The 14706-nt window shown below is 73.5% G+C and carries 12 protein-coding genes; 4 read left to right on the forward strand and 8 right to left on the reverse strand.

The window, feature by feature from the left end; translation table 11 throughout:
- Nucleotides 1-17: 17 nt before the first annotated feature.
- The 4 genes from BM028_RS02690 to BM028_RS02705 form a co-directional block, all read right to left on the reverse strand.
- The gene (locus BM028_RS02690) at nt 18-1205 is read right to left on the reverse strand and encodes a nitrate ABC transporter substrate-binding protein (RefSeq protein WP_071303113.1); all 1188 of its coding nucleotides are present in this window, start codon (nt 1203-1205) and stop codon (nt 18-20) included.
- Between the two features lie 70 nt (nt 1206-1275).
- A complete protein-coding gene (locus BM028_RS02695) occupies nt 1276-2145 on the reverse strand; it encodes an ABC transporter permease (RefSeq protein ID WP_071295296.1) in 870 nt (289 codons plus the stop codon).
- On the reverse strand, nt 2145-2912 hold the full coding sequence (locus BM028_RS02700; RefSeq protein ID WP_254789361.1) for an ABC transporter ATP-binding protein: 768 nt from the start codon (nt 2910-2912) through the stop codon (nt 2145-2147). Before BM028_RS02700 ends, BM028_RS02695 begins: the two co-directional genes overlap by 1 nt.
- Before the next feature lie 37 nt (nt 2913-2949).
- Entirely contained in the window at nt 2950-4233 is a 1284-nt protein-coding gene (locus BM028_RS02705) for an amidohydrolase family protein (protein ID WP_092384386.1), read from the reverse strand.
- Between the two features lie 187 nt (nt 4234-4420).
- Between BM028_RS02705 and BM028_RS02710 the strand changes: the two genes are divergently transcribed.
- Complete coding sequence (locus tag BM028_RS02710; protein WP_071295298.1) at nt 4421-5038, forward strand: helix-turn-helix domain-containing protein; 618 nt, start codon at nt 4421-4423, stop codon at nt 5036-5038.
- Complete coding sequence (locus BM028_RS02715; RefSeq protein WP_092384388.1) at nt 5035-5988, forward strand: PDR/VanB family oxidoreductase; 954 nt, start codon at nt 5035-5037, stop codon at nt 5986-5988. Before BM028_RS02710 ends, BM028_RS02715 begins: the two co-directional genes overlap by 4 nt.
- A gap of 9 nt (nt 5989-5997) precedes the next feature.
- Here the strand turns inward: BM028_RS02715 and BM028_RS02720 are convergent, their stop codons facing one another.
- The gene (locus BM028_RS02720; RefSeq protein WP_092384390.1) at nt 5998-7395 is read right to left on the reverse strand and encodes an amidohydrolase family protein; all 1398 of its coding nucleotides are present in this window, start codon (nt 7393-7395) and stop codon (nt 5998-6000) included.
- Nucleotides 7396-7564: 169 nt separating this feature from the next.
- On the opposite strand from BM028_RS02720, the gene BM028_RS02725 reads away from it, so the two are divergent.
- On the forward strand, nt 7565-8863 hold the full coding sequence (locus BM028_RS02725) for an amidohydrolase family protein (protein WP_092384392.1): 1299 nt from the start codon (nt 7565-7567) through the stop codon (nt 8861-8863).
- Nucleotides 8864-8883: 20 nt separating this feature from the next.
- On the opposite strand, the gene BM028_RS02730 is transcribed toward BM028_RS02725, so the two are convergent.
- Genes BM028_RS02730 through BM028_RS02740 form a run of 3 tightly spaced genes read right to left on the reverse strand, consistent with a single transcriptional unit; the run spans nt 8884 to nt 13468 of the window.
- Complete coding sequence (locus BM028_RS02730) at nt 8884-9876, reverse strand: XdhC family protein (protein WP_092384394.1); 993 nt, start codon at nt 9874-9876, stop codon at nt 8884-8886.
- Nucleotides 9876-12653 (reverse strand): molybdopterin-dependent oxidoreductase, encoded by a 2778-nt coding sequence (locus BM028_RS02735; RefSeq protein ID WP_092384396.1) that lies wholly within the window; start codon nt 12651-12653, stop codon nt 9876-9878. Before BM028_RS02735 ends, BM028_RS02730 begins: the two co-directional genes overlap by 1 nt.
- Nucleotides 12650-13468 (reverse strand): FAD binding domain-containing protein, encoded by an 819-nt coding sequence (locus BM028_RS02740; RefSeq protein ID WP_092384398.1) that lies wholly within the window; start codon nt 13466-13468, stop codon nt 12650-12652. The genes BM028_RS02735 and BM028_RS02740 overlap by 4 nt, the downstream gene beginning before the upstream one ends.
- Nucleotides 13469-13752: 284 nt before the next feature.
- Between BM028_RS02740 and pucL the strand changes: the two genes are divergently transcribed.
- Entirely contained in the window at nt 13753-14697 is a 945-nt protein-coding gene (gene pucL, locus BM028_RS02745) for a factor-independent urate hydroxylase (protein ID WP_092384929.1), read from the forward strand.
- The last annotated feature ends 9 nt before the right edge of the window (nt 14698-14706 follow it).

Below are 14706 nucleotides of genomic sequence, written 5' to 3' on the forward strand. Positions count from 1 at the left end.
TCCCGTCCGCTTGTTGGTCAGGAACCCAGACCGATGGACTTGTCGAGGAACTCGTTCGTGTACAGGTCGGAGGGCTTCAGGCCGCTCTTGACGTCACCGGTGCCGGCGAAGACGGGCGTCGCCTTGGCGATGAAGTCCTGCATGCGCTGTTCGTCCATCGACCCGATGTAGCCGTCGGTGTCCTTCGCGAGACCGAGCTTCACCATCTGGGCCGCGGCGAACGCGCCGACCTTCGAGTCGTAGGTCCAGCCGTTGTTGTACTGCTGCACGAGCTTCGTGATGAGGTCGTTCGTGGCGCCCGGGGACTTCAGGTAGTCCACGTCGGCCTGCTGCATGACCGGCACGAGCTTCTGCAGGCACGGCTCGAGCTTCTTCAGGTCACCGGTGCGGACCGACATCGCCTCGGGGTAGGGGTTCCACCCCGTGCTCGAGACGAGCGCGTAGTCGACCTTCTTGCCCCAGGCCGCGACCTGGTTCTGGTAGATGTACGGCTCGGCGGTCGCGAAGCCCTGCTGGGCGTCCTTGCCGCCTGCGGACACGAACTTCGACGGGGTGCCGTCGTAGCTGCCGTCGAGGACCTTCTTCGGCAGGATCCCGGACTGCTCCAGGTAGGTCATGTACGCCGCACCGTTGAAGTAGCGGACGACGCCGCCGTCCTTCTCGAGGGCCTTGCCGAGGCCCTTGATGCTGTCGACCTCCGGGTACGTCTTCGGGTCCCACATGATCGACATCGGAGACTGGTCGTTCTCGGCGAACACCGCCGTGGTGGGCAGGTTGCCGGAGAACTGCACCTGCTCGTCCGTGGACATGTACCCGAGGGTGATGTCCTTGTCCTGGTACATCTGCGACGCGACCTTGGTGTAGCCGATCGCCGGGCCGCCGGCACGGATCTCGAGCTTGACGCCGGTGCTCTTGCCGTTGGCGTAGAGGTCGCCGGTGACGGTCTTGCCGGAGGAGTCGATCACCGGGTTCGGGCCGAGCATCTGGTAGAGGTGGCCGTGCTCGCCCTCGGGGTTCCAGTCGGTCTGGACGACGACGGTCGCGGGGCACGCGCCGGCGAGGTCGACCTTCGGCCCGGAGGCGGTCGACGAGGTCGCGGCGGTCGTCCCGGTGCTGCCGGACGACCCCGCCGCGCAGCCGGTGAGGGCGATGGCGGTGGCGGCGAGGGCGGCGGTGGCGACGCCGAGGCGGGAGGTGGTGCGCATGGAGGCTCCGTTCGTGGTGCGGGTCTCGTGGTGCTGTGGTGGGAAGGGGTGTGGGTTCTGGGGGGGGGGATCAGCTGAAGTCGTGCCAGCGGCCGACGGCCAGACGGCCGATCAGGCCGAACACGAGGAAGACGGCGACGCCGTAGAGCGAGGCGATCAGGATGGTCGCGTACAGCTCGGGGCCCATCAGGCGCGATGCGGTCACCTGGATGAGGACGCCGAGCCCGGGGTTGCCGCGCTGGAAGAACTGGTCGCCGACGATCGCCCCGATGACGCTCAGCCCGGCGGAGGTGCGCAGGCCGACGAAGATCGACGGCAGCGCGGCGGGGAACTGCAGCTTCACGAGCTGGGCGAACCGGCCGGCGCGCTGCAGCTGGAACAGCTCACGCTGCGCGCGGTCGGCGGACTGCAGTCCGAACAGCGTGTTCGACACCATCGGGAACAGCGCGATCATCACGGTGACGATCACGCGGCTGACGAACTCGTAGCCGAACAGGGCGCCGATGAGCGGCACGAGGGCGAGGATCGGCACGCACTGCAGCACCACCGCGTACGGGTACAGCGAGTTCTCGAGCCACTTCGCCTGCGCCATCGCCATCGCCCAGACGACGCCGATCACGATCGCGAAACCGAGGCCGGTGAGCGAGACGACGGTGGTGCGTCCGAGGGCGGACCAGAGGTCGGAGCCGAACGTGGACGGCGACCCGTCCGGCATCGTCGGCGCGACGATCGCCTTCGCCACGAGGTGCGGGTACGGCACGAGGAAGGCCAGGCCGCGGACGTGGTCGTAGTACGCGGCCGCCGCGTACCAGATGCCGACGAGCACGGCGAGGACGACGACGGGTTGCCACCACGCGATGCCGCGGCGGGCCCGAGGAGCGGCGCGACGGGCCGCGGCGCGGACCGCGCGGGTCTCGGCGGCCTCCTGCAGGGTGACCATCAGCGGTGTCCTTCCCGGAGCGCGTGCGAGACCTCGCCGACCAGTTCGGCGAACTCGGGTGTGAAGCGGATGTCGGGGTCGCGGGGCATCGGGAACGGCACGTCGAACCGGCCGACGATGCTGCCGGGGCGCCCGGACATCACGATCACCTCGGTGGAGAGGTACACGGCCTCGGACACGGAGTGCGTGATGAAGAGCCCGGCGAACTGCTGCTCGACGAAGAGCCGGAGGAGCTCGTCGTTGAGGCGTTCGCGGGTGATCTCGTCGAGGGCACCGAACGGCTCGTCGAACAGGAAGAGCTCCGGGTCGAGGGTGAGCGACCGGGCGAGCGAGACCCGCATCCGCATGCCGCCGGACAGCTGCTTCGGCAGGTTCGTCTCGAAGCCGTTCAGGCCGACGAGCTCGATGGCGTGGGCGGCCTTGGCGGCTCGCTCGGCCTTCGGCACGTGTCCGAGCTCGGCGAGCAGCTCGACGTTGCCCTGCACGGTGCGCCAGGGCAGGAGCGTGGCGTCCTGGAAGACGTAGCCGATGCGGTCGGCCGCGACACCGGCCGACCCGTCCGACGCGGTCTCGAGGCCGGAGGCGATGCGGAGCAGCGTGGACTTGCCGCAGCCGGACGGGCCGACGACCGAGACGAACTGGCCGCGGTCCACGGTGAGGTCGACGCCCTGCAGGGCGATGGTGCCGTTCGGGAAGGTCATCTCGACGTTGCGGAAGTCGAGCAGCGTGTCCGTCGTGGCGACGGGTGGCGGGGCGGTGGTGGTCACGATCACCTCGGGTTCTCGGTGCGGGCGGGCGGAGGGGTCAGGCGGGGACGGCGGCCGCGGCTGCGGCCGGCGCGGCGACGGTCCGTCGCACCTCGGTGCGGGCGACGAGTCGTCCGCGGGACAGGACGATGCGGTCGGCGGGGGCGTTCGCGACGGCGTCGGTGACGCTCGTCGCGGCCACGGCGAGCAGGTCGGCGCGCCGCCCGGGGACGGGACCGGCGGCCGGGAGGCCCATCACGCTCCGGGCGGTGTCGCTCACCATCGCGTACGCCTGGTCCGGCGTCACGTGGCCGGCGGAGACGAGCAGCGATGCGGTCTCGAAGGCGTCGCTCCGGCCGACCGGGTTGAAGGGGTCGCGGACGTTGTCCGCCCCAGCGGCGACGCGGACGCCGGCGTCGAGGAGCGCCTGGATGGCGGTCAGTCCCCGCGGCGTGGCGACCGGGTACTGCCAGCCCTGCAGGTACAGGTTCGTGATCGGCAGCGTGATCACCCCGAGGTCGGCTGCGGCGACGTCGGCGACCACCTCGGCGAGCCGCTCCGGCCCCAGGGTGCCGAGCCGGACGCAGTGCCCGGCGGAGTACTGCCGGTCCCGTCGCAGCGAGCGGGATGCCCGGGCGTAGTGGTCGAGGGTCACCGGGCCGTCGAGGCTCTCGTCGGCGTGCAGGTCGACGCCGAGGCCCCGTCGGTGGGCGATGGCGAGGAGCCGGTCGACGTCCGCGAGGGGGTCCTCGGCGAGGTGCGGGGCGCCGCCGACCAGGTCCACGCCGAGGTCGAGCACCGCCTCGACTTGCTCGTCGGGGGCGAGCGGGCCGGCGAGGGCGACGAGCTCGATGTCCATCAGGCCGGCGAGTTCGTCGCGGACCTGCACGAGGGCACGGGCGCCGCGCAGGGCCTGCTCCGTGGTGGCGGGCCGGTCGGCCGCGCTGTGTCGGCCGCTGAGGACGTCGACGTGACTCCGGACGGCCGTGGTGCCGGCGGCGAGCAGCGTGAGGGCGGCGGTCCGGGCCCGGTCGGCGATGTCCTCGACGGTCATGGTCGTCGCGTGCGCGGTCCACGAGACGATCGCGGCACCGAGGTCGCCGAGCGGCGGCCGGATGACGTCGGCGCTGAGGGCCTTGTCGAGGTGGGCGTGCGGTTCTGCCGGTGCGGTCAGGAGCAGCCGGCCGCCGAGGTCGATCGTCTCCTCCGCCGGCGCCGCGAGGGTGCCGGCCGGGGCCACGGCGGAGACGGTCTCGCCGTCGATCGCGACGTCGACCGACCGGCCGTCCGGCAGCAGCGCGGAGCGCAGGAGGGCGATCGGGCGGGGCACTGACGAGTCCATCCGGAGCCTCTCGATCGTGTGTGAGAATGTTGATCGCATCAACATCTCCGATGCTAGGGCGGCAGTGTTTCCCTCTCGTTTCGAGGCGGTTGCCGTGTGTGACGCCCGCCCCGACGCGACCGGGAGCGGGAACGAGCGTTCCGGCCGAGCGGTCGGGACGGCCCCACCGAGGACGAGAGGAGCGCGCGTGAGCACCGGCACCACCACCGAGACCGACCGCGTCGTCGACGACCAGACCCAGCGGATCGGTGAGCACATCCGTGCCCGTCGACGCGCCGCACGACTGACGCTCGTCCAGGTCGCCGAACTGACCGGGCTGTCGCACCCGTTCCTCAGCCAGGTCGAGCGCGGGCACTCCCGCGCCAGCATGGTGTCCCTCGAGAAGATCGCCGCGGCGCTCGGCACGACCCAGGTCGAACTGCTCGCCGCCGGTGCCCCCGAGCGACCGGAGCACGAGGTCCGCCTGCCCGAGGTCATCCGTGCCGGCGAAGGCGCCCGCGGACCGTTCTCGAGCGGCGAGGCCCGGCTGCTCGTGCACGCCGGCCCGCACGCGTTCGAGCCGCTGGAGTGGGTCGGCGACAACACGGACCTCGGCGAGTACTTCGAGCACCACGAGGACGAGTTCCTCACCGTGCTCGCCGGCCGCGTGCACCTCGACCTGCGCGGACGGGAACCGCTCGACCTCGGGCCCGGCGACTCGGCGTACTACCGCGGCGGCACCGGCCACCGGTGGTGCAGCGCGGACGGCAGCCGCTTCCACATGATCGTGGTCAAGGAGACCCCGCGCGCCGGAGCGATCGCGTGAACGCCGTGCCGGAGCGTCGGCGGCTGCGCGTCGCCGCCCGCCACCAGGTCGCCACGGACGTCGTCGCACTCGACCTCGCCCCGGTCGACGGCCCGGCACTGCCGGACTGGGAACCCGGAGCGCACGTCGACCTCGAGGTCTCCCCCGGGACCGAGCGCCAGTACTCGCTCGTCACGACGACCGCCGACGGGCACTGGCGCATCGCCGTGCTCCGCGAGCCCGACGGCCGCGGCGGATCGGTCGCCGTGCACGAGGGGCTGGCGGTCGGCGACGAGGTCGTGGTGGCCGGGCCGCGGAACCACTTCGGCCACGACCCGGCGCGCCCCGCGGTCTTCGTCGCCGGGGGCATCGGGATCACGCCGATCCGGTCGATGATCGCCGCCGCCGAACGCGCCGGCACCCCGTGGGAGCTCCACTACGCGGGGCGGTCCCGCGACCGCATGGCGTTCGTGCACGAGCTCGTCGCCGCGCACCCCGACCGGGTCGTCGTGGCGGCGGCCGACGAGGGCGTCCGGCTCGACGTCGACGCGCTCCTCGCCGCACCGCGCGACGCGGTCGTGTACTGCTGCGGGCCGCGCGGGCTCATGGACGCGGTCGAGGCCGCCGCCGCGCACTGGCCGGCGGGCAGCGTCCGCGTCGAGCGCTTCGAGCCCGCCGCGGACGTCGACGCCCCCGGCGAGGCCTTCGAGGTCGAGCTCACGGTCACCGGCGTCACCGTGACGGTTCCAGCCGACCGGACCCTGCTCGAGGTCGCGGAGGACGCCGGCGCCTTCGTGCTCTCGTCCTGCCGGGAGGGCACGTGCGGCACCTGCGAGACCCCGGTGCTCGAGGGCGCGGTCGAGCACCGGGACACCGTGCTCAGCCCCGAGGAGCAGGCCGACGACCGCACCATGATGGTCTGCGTGTCCCGCGCCCGGCGCGGCTGCCCGCGACTGGTGCTCGAACTCTGACCGGACGGACTACGGACGCTCGGTGCCGTCGAGCGGGCCGCCGGTGAGCGCGGACAGGCGCTCCAGGCCCGCTTCGGCCACGAGCTGCCGGGCGAGCGGACGCGCCCGTTCGACCGCCTCACGCACGTCCACCCGGGTGACGTCGCCGTCCGCGACGCTCAGCTCGCCGTCCACCCAGACGTCGCGGACCTCGCGGCTGCCGGCGACGAAGACCACCGCCTGGTAGGGGTCGTGGACGTTCGCGAGGGTCGGGGAGTCGCCGTCGAGGACGACCAGGTCCGCGCGCTTGCCCGGCTCCAGCGAGCCGATCTCGTCCTCCATGCGCAGGGCACGGGCGCCGCCGATCGTCCCCATCTCGAAGGCCTCGCGGGCGCTCATCGCGGTGGCCTGCAGGTCCCGCACCCGAGCGAGCAGCGCGGCCGTCTTCATCGCCTGCAGGAAGTCCTGGGAGTCGTTCGACGCCGGGCCGTCGACCCCGATGCCCACCGGGACGCCGAGCGCACGGAGTTCCGCGATCGGGGCGATGCCGCTGGCGAGGATCCCGTTCGCGACCGGGTTGTGGGCCACGCCGACGCCGTTGGCCGCGTACCGCTCCCGGTCCTCGCGGTCCACCCAGACGCTGTGCGCGGCGATCACCGGGACCTGGAACATGCCCGTCGCCTCGGCGTGCCCGATGGCCGTCCGTCCGGTGCGCTGCCGGGCCGCGGTGACCTCCTCGCGCACCTCGTGGAAGTGCACGTGCACGCCGTGGCCGCCGGCGACCGCGTAGTCGACGTGCTCCTGCCAGGTGTCGTCCGTGTACCGCCCGATCGACGAGACGCCGACCCGGAACGTGCTGTACCGGCTGGCGGCGGCGGCCTCGCGTAGGGCCTCGAACTCCTCCAGGATGGGCGTCGCGCCGAAGTCGCGGTCGACGTCGCCGGAGCCGAACGACACGACCCCGCGCAGCCCGAGGTCCTCGAGCGCCTGCACCACACCGGGCGTCGCCGGTTCGTCCGGCACCGGGTCGGCGCAGAACATGTCGTTCGCCGTCGTCACCCCGCTCCGGAGCAGCTGGATGCCCTGCAGCACCGTGCCCGCGTACGCCTTGTCCCGGGTCATCACCGGGTTGACCCGCCCGATCAACGCCGTGAGCCACTCCCACAGCGTGTACTGCGAACCGATCCCGGTGATGAGCCCCTCGCTGAAGTGGCCGTGGGTGTTCACGAAGCCGGGCGTGACGATGTCGTACGCACTGCCGCGCACCGGTGCGTCCGGGTGGGCCGCGGCGAGGTCGGCGTACGTGCCGACCGCGGCGATCCGGTCGCCGTCGAGGAGCACGGCTCCGTCGCGGATCGCGGCGGACGTGGCAGCGCCGTCGGGTGCTGCGGTGAGCACCCATCCGGCGCGGATCAGGGTCTGCGTCATGGGGCGAACCTACGGTCCGCGTGTTCCCCGGGTGTTTCCGCCCGGTTACCCCGCGATGCCGACCGAGGGTCCTGGAACGCCGGGACCGAGCAGCCACGCCGTCCGTGCGCACCCCGTCCGAGCGCACCCCGTCACGGACCGGAAACAGGGGACTGCTAGAAACACCACCATGCTGACCGTCACCGGAGCCCTCCGCGTCCTCGTCGACCCCCGGACCGAACGGGAGGGCGACGTCGTCGTCGACGACGGCAGTGACCTCGTCACCACCCTCGACGCATCCGGGTGCGTCGTCACGGCCGGTCTCGTCAACGCGCACCACCACCTCCTCCAGACCGCGTTCCGCACCCTGCCCGGGACCCGCGGCGTGCCGATGGCGGACTGGCTCCCGACCATGGCCGCGGCGTACGGACGGGTGGGGCACGACCCCGAGCTGTACGCACTGGCGGCGTCCGCCGGAGCCGCGGAGGGCCTCCTGTCCGGCGTCACGACGATCGCCGACCACCACCTGAACTGGCCCGCGGAGGCGACCTCGGACGACACCGTCGCGCTCGCCGCGGCCACCGTGGGCGCGGTCCGCGGTCTCGGCGGTCGGGTCGTCTTCGTCCGCGGCTCGGCACGGGACGACCCGGACCGCGCGGCGGCCTCGGCGGACGCGATCGCGTCACGACTGCTGCACGACGACGCCGTCGGCGGCGTGGACCCGGACGGCGGGCTCCAGGTCGCCGTCGGTCCGGCCGGCGTGCACTCCGACGGCGAGGCGACCTTCCGCGCGCTCGGCGAGGTGGCGGCGCGACACGGACTCCGCCGGCGGACCCAGGCCAACGAACAGGTCGACACCGCGATCGCGCTCGAGCGCTACGGCCGTCGGCCGCTCGACCTGCTCGAGGAGTGGGGGTGGCTCGCGCCGGACGTCACGATCGCGCACCTCTGCGACGTCACCGACGACGAGATCGCCCGGCTCGCGGCAGCGGGCGTCACCGCCACGCACGCACCCGGGTGCGACGTGCCGATGGGCTGGGGCATCGCTCCCGTCGCACGGCTCGCCGCGGCCGGGGTCCCGGTCGGTCTCGGCACGAGCGGTGGCGGCAGCAACGACGCCGGACACCTGCTCGCGGACGCCCGGCTCGCCATGCAGGTGTCGGCGCTCGTCGGGCCGCAGCTGCCGGCGCGGCAGGTGCTCGGCGCGGCGACGGAGGGTTCCGCGGCGGGGCTCGGGCGCCCGGAGCTCGGGCACCTCGGCGCCGGGAGCGCGGGCGACCTGTGCGTGTGGGACGTCTCCGGGGTGGCGGACGCGGGAGTCGCCGACCCCGTCGCGGGACTCCTCTGGGCCGCCCCCGGGCGGCGGCCCCGACACGTCGTCGTGGGTGGGCGCGTGGTGGTGCGCGACGGGGCGCTCGTCGGGGCGGACGAGCGGGAGATCGCCGCGCGGCTCGCCGAGCGACTGGCCCGGACACCCGCCGTCGCCTGACCCGATCGTGCGCCGCCGGCTCAGCTCGCGGACACCGCCCGGCGGTGGATGGGACCGGCACCGTCGACGAGCGCCCCGCCGCCGGCGCCCGTCCGGACCGCGATCACCTCGGCCATGATCGCGACCGCCATCTCCGCCGGCGTCGTCGCACCGATGTCGAGCCCGATCGGGGACCGCAGCCGGTCGGTGTCCGGCGTCCCGAGCGCCCGCAGCTCCGCCATCCGGCGCGCGTTGGTCGTGCGGGAGCCCATCGCCCCGACGTACCCGGCACCCCGTCGGAGCGCCGAGTCGACCACAGCCGCGTCGAACCGGTCGTCGTGCGAGAGCACCACGACGGCGGTGGTCGCGTCCACCGGCAACGCCTCGACCACACGCGTCGGCCAGCCCACGATGCGTTCGTCGGCGGCCGGGAAGCGCTCGTCGGTCAGGAACACCGGCCGCGGGTCGACGACCGTCACGGCGTAGCCGAGCACCGCCGCCGTGTTCGTCAGGGCCACGGCGAACTCCACCGCGCCCACCACGATGCACCGCGGCCGGACGTCGGCGCGCTCGACGAAGAGCCGGCCGCCGCAGCCGTCGGGGACGTGCACGACCGCGCCGAGCGTCGCCGGGTCGAGCGAGAGGCCGAGTGACGTCGGCACCCCGGACGCCGCGCGCCGGAGCGCGTCCACGACGTCGGCGTCGTCGGGACGGACGCGACGGACCAGGACCTCGACACGACCGCCGCAGCGGAGCGCCGGTGCCCACATCGCGTCGACGTCGTCCGGGTCGTCGTCGAACCCGAAGCGTTCGAGCACCGCCTCGCCGGTCTCGAGGACCTGCTCCGCCGTGTCGAACAGCGCCCCCTCGACGCACCCGCCGGAGATGGTGCCGACGACCTGGCCGCCGGGCAGGACGGCCATCGACGAGCCGACGCCGGTCGGCGCGCTGCCCGTCATCGCGACGGCCGTCGCGACGACCACGGGGTCCCCCGCGTCGAGGGCGGCCAGGAGGCGCGGTGCCAGTTCGAACATCACGCACCTCCGGCGTCGGTCGCGTCCTGGAGCATCGCCCAGACCCGGTCGCGCGTCATCGGCAACCGGTGGGGGCGCACGCCGACGGCGTCGCGCACCGCGTTCGCGACGGCTGGCGCGACCGGGTTGTACGGCGCCTCGCTCATCGACTTCGCGCCGAGGGGGCCGAGCGGGTCGTGCGTGTCGGCGAAGCGCACCTCGGTGCGGGGCACGTCGGAGATCTTCGGCACCCGGTACGCCCGGAACGCGTCGGTCGTCACCCGGCCGGTCTCGTCCAGCACGACCTCCTCGTAGAGCGCCGAGCCGATCGCCTGCGCGGCGCCGCCCTCCACCTGGCCGCGGAGCTGTTCGGGGTTCAGGACGGTGCCGGCGTCCACCGCCTGCACGCTGTGCAGCACGCGGACCTCACCCGTCGGCCGGTGCACCGCCACCCGGGCGCCGTGCACGGTGAACGCGAGCGACCGTGGCGTGCCGTCGTGGCTGCCGTGCGCGACGAGCGGGCCGTCGGCGAGCAGCTCGGCGTGCCCGACGAGCTCCTCGCCGACGCGGACGCCGTCCGGCCCGATCGAGACCGCCGGCCCGAGCGGACCCGACGCGGTCCGGGGCGTCCGGGCGGCGACGATCCCGAGGGCGCGCCCGGTCATGTCCTCCCGCAGTGCCTGTGCCGCGGCGTACAGCGCCTTGCCGGCGACCACGACCCCGGCGGACCCGAACGCCCCCGTGTCGTGCCGGGCAGCGTCGGTGTCCGACTGGTGCACGTCGACCCGGTCCGTGGTGGTGCCGAGGGCGGTGGCGACGAGCTGCGTGTGCACCGTCGTCGTCCCGTTGCCGAACTCGGCCGTGCCGACGGCGATGCGGTACCGGCCCTCCGCCGTGGCCTCGACCGACACGTGCGCGTGGTGCCCGCGCGGCGGCATCGTCGCGATCGCCGCGAGGGCGACCCCGGTGCCGAACGCCCAGTCGCCCGAGTCGTCCAGCGGCGGACCGTCCATGCGTGGGACATCGGGCACCGGCGCGCGGAGGGCGTCCTCCACCAGGTCGATGCACTGGTCGAGTCCGTAGCTGCCCTCCCAGCGCAGGTCGTCCTGCTCGTCCGGGTCCGTGACCACGAGGGGGTCTCCGGGGACCACGACGTTCCGCCGCCGCAGGTCGAGCGGGTCGATGCCGAGCTCCCGGGCGAGCTCGTCCATGGCGGACTCGATCGCGAACACGACCTGGCCGAGTCCGTACCCGCGGAACGCCCCGGACGGCAGGTTGTTCGTGTACACGGACTCCGCGTCCACACGCTTCGACGGGCACCGGTAGACGGCGACGGACTCGCTGACGGAGTGGAACATGACACCGATCCCGTGGTTGCCGTACGCGCCGGTGTCCATGGTCTGGTCGACGTGCAGTGCCGTCAGGTGCCCCTCGGCGTCGGCACCGAGCCGGACCCGCACGCGCATCGGGTGCCGGGTCGGGGCGATCGTGAACTCGTCACGCCGACTGAACTCGTACTGCACCGCGCGACCGGTCCGCAGCACCGCGAGGGTGACCAGGTCCTCGGTCAGCAACTCCTGCTTCCCGCCGAACCCACCGCCGACGCGCTTCGCGATGACACGGACTCGGCTCGGGTCGAGGCCGAACACGTGCGCGATCTCGTCCCGCACCAGGAACGGGACCTGCGTCGCGGTCCGGAGCACGAGCCGCCCGTCGCGGTCGACGGACCCGCGGGTCGCGTGGGTCTCGAGCGCGGCGTGCGAGACGCGGCCCGTGGTCCAGGTGCCCTCGACGGTGGCCGCGGCCGTCGCCAGGGCTCCGTCGACGTCGCCCGTCTCACCGTGCAGGGCGGCGACCACGTTGCGGCCCGGCTCGGCGATCCGGTGCTCCTGGGTCGTCTTGTCGGCGTGCAGGAGCGGAGCGCCGGCGGCACGGGCCGCGTCCGGGTCGTGCACGCTGGGCAGCACCTCGTAGCGCACCCGAACGAGGGCGCAGGCCTGCTCGGCGATCCGGACGCTGTCCGCGACCACTGCGGCCACGCGCTGCCCACGGAACCGGAGCACCCGGTCGAGGACCCGGGTGTCGTCCGGGTCGTCCAGGCGGGACTCGTGCCGACCGGTGGAGAACAGCACGCCGGGGTCGTCGTGGTGCGTGAGGACGGCGTGCACGCCCGGGAGGGCTTCGGCCTCCGCCGTGTCGATCGACACGATGCGGGCGTGCGGGTGCGGGCTACCGAGGACCGCGAGGTGCAACAGGCCCTCGGTCCGCCGCACGTCGAGCGTGTACTCCTCGCGTCCGGTCACGATCGCCATCGCGGCGGGAGCGGCGACCGACGTGCCGATCGCCTGACCGGCGGGCGCGCACGCCGTGTTCGCGACCCCGTCCAGGGCGTCCTCGATCGCCCGGTACCCGGTGCACCGGCAGAGGTTGCCCTTCAAGGCGCGGTGCCGGTCGGCCAGGGCGTCCTCGTCGAGCGTGGACGCCGTGACGACGTACCCGGCGGTGCAGAAGCCGCACTGGAAGCCCGGCGCCTCGGCGAACGCGCGCTGCACGGGGTGCGGGTCCTCCGGCGTGCCGAGCCCAGCCGCCGTGGTGACGGCACGACCCGCCATCCGGTGCGCCGGCGTGATGCAGGAATGGACCGGCACACCGTCGACGAGCACCGAGCACGCCCCGCAGTCGCCCGCGTCGCAGCCCTTCTTCACGGACGTCACCCCGTGCTCGCGGAGCAGGGTGCGGAGGACCTGACCGGGCTGCGGTTCGGCGTCCACCGTCGCGCCGTCGACCTCGAACCTCATGCCGCACCGCCCGTCGTCCCGAGCGCCTCGGCGACGAGCTCCGCCGCGAACCGCCGGCTCACCGCGCGCCGCCAGTCCGGGGATCCGTGCGGGTCGTCGTACCAGGCGTCGTGTGCCTCGAGCCGTGCGTCGACCTCCGCGGCGGTCGGGACCCCGGCGTGACGGAGCACGAGCGGCCGCGGGGTCGCCCCGGTCACGACGAGGACGAAGCCCGACGCCGACCACCGCGCCGTGACGAGTGCGCCGGTCCGGCCGTGCGGGCTGAGGGACACCCGGCGGAACCCGGTGCGGGACACGAGTGCCGCCCGTGGCACGTCGAACGCCCGGATGACCTCACCCGGCGCGAGGTCGGTCGTCCGCGGCCCGGTGACCAGGTCCGCCACCGGGACCCGGCGCTCCCCGCCGTCCGGCGTCCAGACCTCCGCGATCGCGTCGAGCGTCACGAGCAGCGCGGTGATCGCCCCCGCCGGGAGGGCGACCGCGACGTTGCCGCCGACCGTCGCCTGGTTCCACACCTTGAACGACGCCAGCAACGCGTTGGCGCACCGGTCGACGAGCGGCCAGGCACGCCAGTCGTCCTCGGGCGCCACGCGCAGCAGCGACGCGATCGTGCACGTCGCGGCGATCCGGAACCCTCCGGCGCTGCGCTCGGTGTCGCGCCACCCCAGTGCCGTGAGGTCGACGAGCCCGGTCAGACCCGGCTGCTCCTCCGAGTACAGCCAGGTGCCGCCGGCGAGGGGATGCTCACCGGGACCGAAGGAGAGGTCGTCGCGGTGCGACGGTGTCCGCACGGTGCGGACGGAGACGAGGTCCATTGCAGGGTCCGATCGGGATGGTGGGACGGGTGTCGGTGGCGCCGTCGGACCGTCGTCCGTGCGCGATCATCCCGCGGTTCCACGCCGAGGACCGCCGGGGTGCGGATGTGTGCGCCACGGGGCCCTCCTCGATCGGGTGCGTCGTGGCGGCAACGCTATGGAACGGGTGTTTCCGTGTGGTTACGGGCGTTCGACGGCTGCGTCACGACCGGGCCGTGGCCGCTGACGGAGCTCGTGACCTGTTCGACCCACCGCCGAAACACGCGGGTGTCATCGTCGCCTCCATGGAGATCACCGACGTCCAGCCAGTCCCCACCACCACGACCGTCCACCTCGGTGCGAACCAGTACGGCAAGGCCGAGGTCCGGCTCGTCCGGGTGACGCGCGACACCGACCGGCACGAGATCGAGGACCTGACCGTCACGACCCAGTTGCGCGGCGCGGCGCTCGCCGACTCGTACACCGAGGGCGACAACGCCAAGGTCGTCGCCACGGACACGCAGAAGAACACGATCTACGCCTTCGCGAGGGAGCACGGGGTGGGCACGCCGGAGGAGTTCCTCCTGCGCCTCGGCCGGCACTTCAGCACCGCCTTCGACTGGTACGACGGCTCCACCCTGTCCGCCGAGCAGCACACGTGGGAGCGGATCGTCGTCGACGGCCGGGAGCACGACCACTCGTTCGTCCGGGCCGGCCGCGGGACCCGCACGGCCGTGGTGCAGGTCGACGGCGACGACGTGCACGTGCTCGCCGGGGTCACCGACCTGACGGTCCTGAAGTCGACCGGCAGCGAGTTCCACGGGTTCCCGCGCGACGGGTACACGACGCTCGCGGAGACCGACGACCGGATCCTCGCGACCTCGGTGACGGCCCGCTGGCGCTACACGCCCGAGGCGGTGGCGGCGGGCATCGACTACGACGTCGTGTACGCCGGCGTCCTCGACCGCATGCTCGCGACCTTCGCCGAGCTGCACTCGCTGGCGCTGCAGCAGACCCTGTTCGCGATGGGCCGCTCGGCGATCGAGGCGTTCCCGGAGATCGCCGAGGTGCGGTTCTCGATGCCGAACAAGCACCACTTCCTGGTCGACCTCGCACCGTTCGGCCTGGACAACCCCGGCGAGGTGTTCTTCGCCGCCGACCGGCCCTACGGCCTCATCTCCGGCACCGTCGTGCGCGACGGCGTCGCCGAGGCCCCAGCCGCGTGGACGTCGGTGCCGGCGTTCGTGTGACGGAGGTGG

It is taken from the genome of Curtobacterium sp. YR515 (genome assembly GCF_900113095.1).
GTDB lineage: Bacteria > Actinomycetota > Actinomycetes > Actinomycetales > Microbacteriaceae > Curtobacterium.